This window comes from Ammonifex thiophilus, assembly GCF_003368535.1.
GTDB lineage: Bacteria > Bacillota > Desulfotomaculia > Desulfotomaculales > Ammonificaceae > Ammonifex > Ammonifex thiophilus.
In genome coordinates, this window is record NZ_QSLN01000016.1 from 25403 (window position 1) to 33307 (window position 7905).

Consider the following 7905-nt stretch of genomic DNA (forward strand, 5'->3'; position numbering starts at 1 on the left):
GATGTTAAAGATGGCTACCGGAAACGACCTGGGCAAGACGGCAACCTTCCGGCGTAGAAGAGAGGAGTCGGCCACCGTAAGGGAGATACTCTTACAGGTAGTGGAGGCTTTGCTGGAAAAAGGTTATAATCCGGTGAACCAGTTGGTGGGTTACCTCCTTTCCGGCGATCCGGCGTACATCACCAGCCACCGCAATGCCCGGAGTCTTATCCGCCGGCTGGAGCGCGACGAAATACTGGAGGAAATAGTGAGGCTTTACTTGGAGAAGACGGGCGTACTGGTGACCAAAGACTAGGCGATGCGAATTCTGGCCCTGGACGTGGGAGATAAAACCATTGGGGTGGCGGTAAGCGATCCCTTCGGCCTAACGGCTCAGGGTCTGGAGGTGTTGCGCCGGGGGGAAGAAAGCGAAGACGTGCAACGTGTGGTGGAGCTGGCTCGCCGGTACGGCGTGGAAGAAGTGGTGATAGGGTTGCCGCGCACCTTGGCAGGAGAGATCGGTCCCCAGGCGCAGAAAGTTTTGCGGTTTGGAGAATTATTGGCACAGCAGGGGTTAAAAATTATCTACTGGGATGAGCGATTCACCACTAAGGAGGCGGAGAAGGTCCTTCTGGCGGCCGATGTGAGCCGGAGGGAGCGGCGCCGGATAAAGGACATCTTGGCCGCCGTCTTGTTGCTGGAGGCCTATTTGGAAAGGCGCCGGGGAGAGGCAGAACAACCTAAATTTTGAAAGGAGATAGGGAAAAATGGCGGAAGAACTCGAAGTGATTACTCTGGTAGATGAAAACGGTGAGGAGCAAGATTTTGAGGTCTTAGACATCCTGGAGGTAGATGGTTCCACCTACGCCGTCCTTCTTCCTCTGGGCCAAGACGAGGAGTCGGGGGACATCCTCATCTTGAAGTTCAGCCAGGATGAGGAAGGCAATGAGATTCTGGTGGATCTGGAAGACGAAGAGTGGGAAAAAGTGGCCGACATCTGGGAGGAGTTGCGGTTTAAAGAGAACAACCACTAAGGGGAGAGAAGGGGCTTTTTGCGCCGCGCGGTCTGGGTAGGAGCCTGTGCTTTCTTCTTGCTTGCCCTGGCCACTGCCTTGCTAGCTTGCTACGATAAGACCTATCCTGCTGGCGTGATTCCCGCTGGAGTCTATATTGACGGGTACTACGTGGGAGGCAAGACGGCGGGTGAGGCGGCGGCCTGGCTTAACTGTCTGGAAAAGGACTTACTGGCTCGGACCGTAAGGGTAGAATGCGCTTCGCGCGATTGGCTCGTTCCCCTGGCGGAGCTGGGGGTAAAGCTCGATCGCTCGGTTCTGGAGGAGGCGCTGGCTGTGGGACACCGGGGCTGGTTGGGACAGCGCCTCTGGGAGCGGTGGCATGTGGAGAGGAAGGGCCTGCACCTGCCTCTCCAGTTCTCGGTGGATCGTCAGCGCTTGGTCGCTACCCTGCAAGACCTGACCAAAGAGCTGACCGTTCCTCCCCAGAATGCCGCTTTCCGCGTGCTACCCAACGACACCATCGTCATCATCCCCAGCCGCGAAGGCAGGTGCGCAGATGTAGAAGCAGCCTACCCTCAGCTATCGGCCATTCTCAACGAGGGCCGAGAACCGGTCATCAAGCTTCCTCTGAAGCCCATTCCCCCGGAGCACACCACGGAAGACGTGAAAAATATGGGGCTTGAATGCCTCCTGGCCCAGTTTACCACCAAGTTCGACCCTTCCAACGCCAACCGGGTCTATAACATCTCTATAGCGGCCACGGCCTTTAACGGCCTTCTGGTGGCGCCGGGGGAGGTGGTTTCCTTCAACCAGGTGGTCGGCCCCCGCTCAGCCAAGGCTGGCTATAAAGAAGCCCCAACCATCATCGAGGACAGGTTCGTGGACACCGTGGGTGGAGGGATCTGCCAGGTGTCCACTACCCTTTATAACGCCGTCCTGCTAGCCGGGCTTAAGGTGGTGGAGCGTTACGCTCACTCGCTGCCTGTAAACTATGTACCCTTAGGCCGCGACGCCACGGTGTCCTACGGCGGCTTCGACTTTAAGTTTCAGAACAACACCGACAAATACCTTTACCTGCGCACCATAGTGGGACCTGACTTCCTCACCGTAAAGATCTACGGCAATGGCCGTTTCAAGCGCCAAGTGGAGATAAGGACCTGGGTTACCGAGGAGATTCCCTTTAAGGTCGTCCGCGAAGAGGACCCCGATCTGGAGAAAGGGAAAGAGATCGTGAAGCAGAAGGGGCAGAAGGGTTACCGAGTGAGTGCCGAAAGGATAATCTGGGAAGGGGGTAAAGCGCGACGGGAAGCCCTTCCCTCCAGCCACTACAAACCGGTAGATGAGATCGTGGTCGTGGGTACCAAGGCGGTTCCCCGCCTGGTGGTACCCGAACGCCCAGAAGGTAAGGTGTCTGATGAGAATCCCGCTGCAAGTGCCGAAGTTCCCGCCTCTTCTCAGAGGTAGGCTTCTTTGGGCGAAAGTTGCCCTCCTCCTGTTAGGCGGGTTGGGGACTTGGCTTTGGCTGGAGTTAAGGCCGGTATCTCTGCCGCCGGAAGGAGTCTCCCTTTACATCCCTCCCCGGGCTTCTACTCACTGGGTGGCGGAGGAGCTCTACCGCCACCACGTTATACGCAACCCTTCCCTCTTTCGCCTTTACACCCGCCTCAAGGGAATAGATAAGAAGATTCTGCCGGGAGAGTATGTTTTTTGGGGACGGCTCGGCCTTGCGCAAGTAACGGCCGAGTTAACCAAAGGGCCAGTTCTGTGGCGGATAACCGTCCCCGAGGGCTTCACCTTGAAGGAACTGGCCGAACTTCTGGAGGCCAAGGGGATAGCTTCAGCAGGCGAATTCTGGCGGGTGGTGGAAAGTTACCCCTTTTCTTACGCTTTCCTGGGCGAGGCGCCGCCGGGAAGGCGGCGTTTGGAAGGGTACCTTTTCCCCGACACCTACGAAGTTCCGGCGGGCACCCCGATTCAGGACATCATCGACCTCATGCTGCGCCGCTTCGCTCAGGTGGCTGAAGAAATGCAGCTGGAGGAGGGGGCGCGGGAACAGGGGCTTTCCTTGCATCAACTGGTCACTCTAGCTTCTTTGGTGGAGCAGGAAGCCAGGTACGACGAGGAGCGGCCGCTTATAGCCGGGGTACTTTACCACCGCTTGCGCTTGGACATGCCCCTGCAGGTGGACGCCACCGTGGCCTACGTCCTGGACAAATGGAAAAGCCCCTTAACCTACGCCGATTTAGAGGTGAATTCCCCCTATAACACCTATCACGTAAAGGGTTTACCCCCTGGGCCTATAGCCTCACCGGGGCGTGCTTCTTTGAATGCCGCTTTGCATCCCGAGTTCACCGACTACCTTTACTACGTGGCCAAGCCCGACGGCCACCATGCTTTCGCCCGTACCTTGGATGAGCATGAGGAGAACATTCGCCGCTACCGGGGATAAGCGCTCCCTCCGCCGGCCAGAATATTGGTATGAAGCACCGGCGAAGGATCGCTTGGCTTCTCCTGATAAGCTTTTTAGGCTTTTCCTGCCTGACGGTGCGCCTAGCAACTCTGCAGCTGCGACAGCATGCCCGCTATGCCTGGGCGGCCTTCAGCCAGCAGACCTTCACCGTTTCCCTGGAAGAGTATCCCAGAGGAAAAATTGTCGACCGTTGCGGCCGGGTGCTGGCCGGGGGAAGGGAGGAAAAGCGGATTGTGTTTTTTGCCCCTCTCCTGCCCGATCGGCAAGAGGTGGCCCGGCAGCTCAGCGCCCTTTTAGGAAAGCCGGTGAAAGAACTGGAGAGGGAGCTGGAGAAGGAAGCCGGCGTTCTCCCTTATTCTCTTACTCCGGAGCAAGAAGAAGCGGTTAAAAACCTTAACCTGCCGGGCCTTTTCGTCCTGCCCTACCTGATCCGTTACAACTCTCCTCCATTGGCGGCGCACATAGTGGGTTACGTGGGAAAGGTTTCCTCCCCGGAAGAAAAGCGGCGCAGTCGAGGAGAATGGGTGGGCAAGCAAGGGTGCGAATACTTTTACGATGCCGTCTTGCAGGGGGGCTTCCCTTCCTTGGCCGCCGGGGTATACCGCGATGCGCAAGGGAAGCTGTTAAACGGAGCCGGAGTCAAGCTTTTCGCCGTTGCCGATCCGGAGCGGGGAGAAGTGGAACTCACCTTAGACGGCGAACTGCAGCGCAAAGTGGAGGAGGTTATGGATAAACATCGCTTTCGAGGAGCGGTGGTAGTACTAGAAGTGGGGAAAGGAGATTTGCTGGCAGTGGCCAGCCGTCCTGCTTTCGACCCGGCCCACCCCGAGAAGCAGGAACCGGACGTGTCCTTCTTCGACCGCGCTTTTGCCCCTTATCCCCCTGGCTCGGTCTTCAAGATGGTGGTAGCGGCGGCCGCACTAGAAGAGGGCGTGGTACGGCCGGAAGAGACCTTCTGCTGCCGGGGAGCGGAAGGCCCGCTACTTCCTTGCTGGAAGAAAGAGGGGCATGGCTACCTCACCTTCCGTCAGGCCTTTGCCCAGTCTTGCAACCCGGTCTTTGCTCAGGTGGGACTGAGGCTGGGACAAGAAAAGCTTATCCGGTATTGCTGGGAGCTCTGTTTGCACGAGCGATCAGTAATAGGTTATCCCCTGCCCGCCGATCCCCGGCAGAACCTCAAGAACCTTATGGAGCCCTATAGCTTAGCCAATCTGAGTGTAGGCCAGGGCCCCCTACTCCTCACCCCTGTTCAAGTGGCGGCGGTGCTGAACACTTTGCTTAACGATGGGGTCTACGTTCGCCCCCGGCTAGTGAAGGGGATACGCCAGCGGGGAAAGCTGACGGAGCTTCCCCCGGACAAGGGGAAAAGGGTTTTCTCCCCCGCGGTGGCGCGGGAGGTACGCGAAATGATGGCTCTGGCCGTGCGGGAAGGCACGGCGCGTCTAGGTTATATTCCTCGAGTCGGCAGTGGGGGGAAGACGGGTACGGCCGAACTTGTCGGGGAGAAGCGCTGCTCCTGGTTTGCCGGCTTCTTCCCTTTGGAGTCTCCGCGCTATGTGGTGGTTGTCATGGAGGAAGGGGGACGGGGAGGCGGGGAAGATGCTGCTCCCCTCTTCCGCGAAATAGGCGAAGCCTTGATAGGTAATTGACTTTTTGCGGGGAAGCTTGCTATACTAGGAAGGCATAATTCGGTATAAAGGTACTTGAGGCGGGCTCTTATCGAGAGTGGCGGAGGGAACAGGCCCGATGAAGCCCGGCAACCAGCCTGCCTTTTAAGGGCAGGCCAGGTGCCAACCCCTGCAGGGAGAAGAGCCGGAAAGGCATTCTCGCCTGGTGGATAAGAGCGCCGTGGTTCACGGCCTCTTGCCTACTGGGGGAGGCCTTTAAATTTGTTTTGAACGCGGGGAGGGACGGGAAGATATGGGGGTACATCGAACCTTCGCTGAGATCAACGCAAAGATTAAAGCTGGCAAAGTAGTGGTGGTAACCGCCGAGGAACTGGTGTCACTAGTGGAAGAAAAAGGGGTAAAGCAGGCGGCTCAGGAAGTAGACGTGGTCACCACGGGTACTTTCTCTCCCATGTGTTCTTCCGGAGCCTTTTTCAATTTCGGTCACAGCGTCCCCCGGATCAAGTTTTTCCGGGTCTGGCTCAACGATGTTCCTGCCTATGCCGGTTTGGCCGCAGTGGACGCCTTTTTAGGAGCCACGGCGGTGCGGGAAGGGGACCCGCTTAACACCGATCCGCCGGGTGAATTTCGCTACGGTGGTGGACATGTGATCGAAGACCTGGTAGCGCGTCGCCCGGTTAAGCTAAAGGCTGTGGGTTACGGCACGGACTGCTATCCCCGCCGGGAGATAGAGACGGTTATTACCCTGGACGACATCAACGAAGCTTTCCTCTTTAACCCACGCAACGCTTACCAAAACTACGCCTGCGCGGTCAACACGGGCGACCGCACCCTTTACACTTACATGGGGGTTCTGAAGCCGCGGCTGGGCAACGCCCACTACGCTACTTCCGGGCAATTAAGCCCCCTGCTCAAGGATCCCTTCTTCCGCACCATAGGCATAGGCACCAGAATATTCCTGGGAGGCGGGATAGGTTACGTGGTGAACCACGGTACCCAGCACTTCCCCTCCATCCCCGATCTTCCTCCCGGAGCAGTGCGCATACCCTCCGGAGGCACGCTGGCGGTAATGGGCGACCTCAAACAGATGAGCCCTCGCTGGTTGAGGGGTACAAGTATGCTGGGCTACGGGGTTTCCCTATCGGTAGGGATAGGGGTGGCTATCCCTATTCTGGACGAAGAGGTCTGCTACTATGCTTCCCGTCCCGACCGGGAGCTCTACGCGCCCATTGTGGACTACGCTGAGGCCTACCCCCAAAGGCGCTCGGAGAATCTGGGTTGGGTGAGCTACGCCGAGCTGCGCTCAGGCAAGATAACCATTAACGGCAAGGAAGTTCCTACCGCGTCCTTATCGAGCTATGCGCGGGCGCGGGAAATTTGTCAAATCTTGAAAGAGTGGATACAGGAAGGAAAGTTCTTGCTGACGGAGCCGGTAGCTCCGCTGCCGGGGCCGGAAGCCGGAATAGTTCCCAAAACTTTGGATATAAGAGGCGTGAAGGGGGGTAGGGGATAATGCCCCCTAGCAAGGTGGTGCTGCGCTTTCCTGCCGCTATAGCGGACAAGCCGATAATTTACCGGTTGGTGAAGGACTACGATCTGATGATCAACATCCTTAAGGCCAACATCAACCCTCACAAGGAAGGGATGATGGTACTGGAGGTCACCGGCGAAAAGGTGGAGGATGGGCTCGATTATCTGCGCCGCCAGGGGGTGGCGGTACAGCCTCTGACGGAAGAGATCATCCGGAACGAGGAGCGCTGTACTCATTGCGGGGCCTGCACAGCCATTTGCCCTACGGGGGCGCTTTACTTTGAGCGCCCTTCCATGCTGGTGCGCTTTGACGGCGAGGCTTGTGTGGTCTGCCAGCTTTGCGTCCGCGCCTGTCCTATGAAGGCCATGGAGGTGCGCTTCTAGGGTGCCGGAAAGGCGCCGGATTTATCGGGCTTGGTTAAGACAAGAGGATCTCACCTTTTTCGAGGTAAAGGTCAAGGAGACCGACCTTTTACTGGGAGTCCGGCGCGAGCGCTTCTCTTCCTCTTTGGTCTGGAAAGTGGAGAAGCTGGTGCGGGAGCAGCGGCAGCTACTGGAGGACTACCTGAGGCGCGATCCCGCTTTCGCCGCTGCGCTCGTGCCTCATAAGCCGCTTCCCGGAGCTCCGCCGCTAGCTTGGGCCATGGCGGGGGCGGCGGAACTTGCCGGGGTAGGGCCGATGGCGGCGGTGGCCGGGGCTTTTGCCGATCTGGTGGGTAAGTATCTTGGCCGTTTCTCCCGTGAGGTGGTGGTGGAAAACGGCGGGGACATTTACCTCAAAAGTTCGCGCCAGAGGATAGTAGGCATCTACGCCGGCAATTCCCCCCTCTCCTCCCGGGTGGCGCTGGCTATCCCAGCCGATCTCACCCCTCTGGGAATCTGCACCTCATCGGGTACGGTGGGGCATTCGCTAAGCTTTGGGAAAGCCGATGCGGCGGTGGTGCTGGCTGCCAATGCGGCCCTGGCCGATGCTGCTGCCACCGCCTTGGGCAACCGGGTTAGGACGCCTGAAGACATAGAAGAAGCCCTTTCCTTCATCCAGAAGATCCCTGGAGTTCTGGGAGCGGTGGTCATCCTCGGGAAGCACCTAGGAGTCTGGGGCAAGGCCAAGCTAGTGCCGCTCCTCCCTGCCAACTCCTGACGCGCTGGAGCCAGGTTAGTGTAAAGTTACCGTAGGAGTTCTTGCAGGAGCCGAGGGAGGAGAAAAAGAAGAAGAGACCTCACCGTCCTTTTGCCAGGGACGAGTAGTTGACAATCCAACCACTCAGGAGGGTGAGGTCTC

9 protein-coding genes and 1 riboswitch are annotated in these 7905 nt (G+C 58.2%); all 9 genes read left to right on the forward strand.

Going from position 1 to position 7905, the window contains the following annotated elements:
• Positions 1–10 precede the first annotated feature (10 nt).
• The 9 genes from DXX99_RS09000 to DXX99_RS09040 all read left to right on the forward strand — a co-directional run bounded on the left by DXX99_RS09000 (position 11) and on the right by DXX99_RS09040 (position 7764).
• The gene (locus DXX99_RS09000; RefSeq protein WP_115793164.1) at positions 11–295 is read left to right on the forward strand and encodes an IreB family regulatory phosphoprotein; all 285 of its coding nucleotides are present in this window, start codon (positions 11–13) and stop codon (positions 293–295) included.
• Positions 296–298: 3 nt separating this feature from the next.
• Positions 299–730, forward strand: a complete 432-nt coding sequence (gene ruvX, locus DXX99_RS09005; RefSeq protein WP_115793154.1) for a Holliday junction resolvase RuvX — start codon at positions 299–301, stop codon at positions 728–730.
• A 16-nt stretch (positions 731–746) separates the two neighbouring features.
• Positions 747–1013, forward strand: a complete 267-nt coding sequence (locus tag DXX99_RS09010; protein WP_115793155.1) for a DUF1292 domain-containing protein — start codon at positions 747–749, stop codon at positions 1011–1013.
• Positions 1014–1031: 18 nt separating this feature from the next.
• A complete protein-coding gene (locus DXX99_RS09015) occupies positions 1032–2459 on the forward strand; it encodes a VanW family protein (protein WP_115793156.1) in 1428 nt (475 codons plus the stop codon).
• The gene (gene mltG, locus DXX99_RS09020; protein WP_276308340.1) at positions 2410–3444 is read left to right on the forward strand and encodes an endolytic transglycosylase MltG; all 1035 of its coding nucleotides are present in this window, start codon (positions 2410–2412) and stop codon (positions 3442–3444) included. The genes DXX99_RS09015 and mltG overlap by 50 nt, the downstream gene beginning before the upstream one ends.
• A 29-nt stretch (positions 3445–3473) precedes the next feature.
• Positions 3474–5114: a peptidoglycan D,D-transpeptidase FtsI family protein gene (locus tag DXX99_RS09025; RefSeq protein WP_115793158.1), complete on the forward strand. Its 1641-nt coding sequence runs from the start codon at positions 3474–3476 to the stop codon at positions 5112–5114.
• Between the two features lie 64 nt (positions 5115–5178).
• Positions 5179–5309, forward strand: a riboswitch (SAM riboswitch).
• A 76-nt stretch (positions 5310–5385) separates the two neighbouring features.
• The gene (locus DXX99_RS09030; RefSeq protein WP_115793159.1) at positions 5386–6606 is read left to right on the forward strand and encodes a homocysteine biosynthesis protein; all 1221 of its coding nucleotides are present in this window, start codon (positions 5386–5388) and stop codon (positions 6604–6606) included.
• A complete protein-coding gene (locus tag DXX99_RS09035; RefSeq protein WP_115793160.1) occupies positions 6606–7007 on the forward strand; it encodes an NIL domain-containing protein in 402 nt (133 codons plus the stop codon). The genes DXX99_RS09030 and DXX99_RS09035 overlap by 1 nt, the downstream gene beginning before the upstream one ends.
• 1 nt (position 7008) lies before the next feature.
• The gene (locus DXX99_RS09040) at positions 7009–7764 is read left to right on the forward strand and encodes a UPF0280 family protein (protein WP_115793161.1); all 756 of its coding nucleotides are present in this window, start codon (positions 7009–7011) and stop codon (positions 7762–7764) included.
• The last annotated feature ends 141 nt before the right edge of the window (positions 7765–7905 follow it).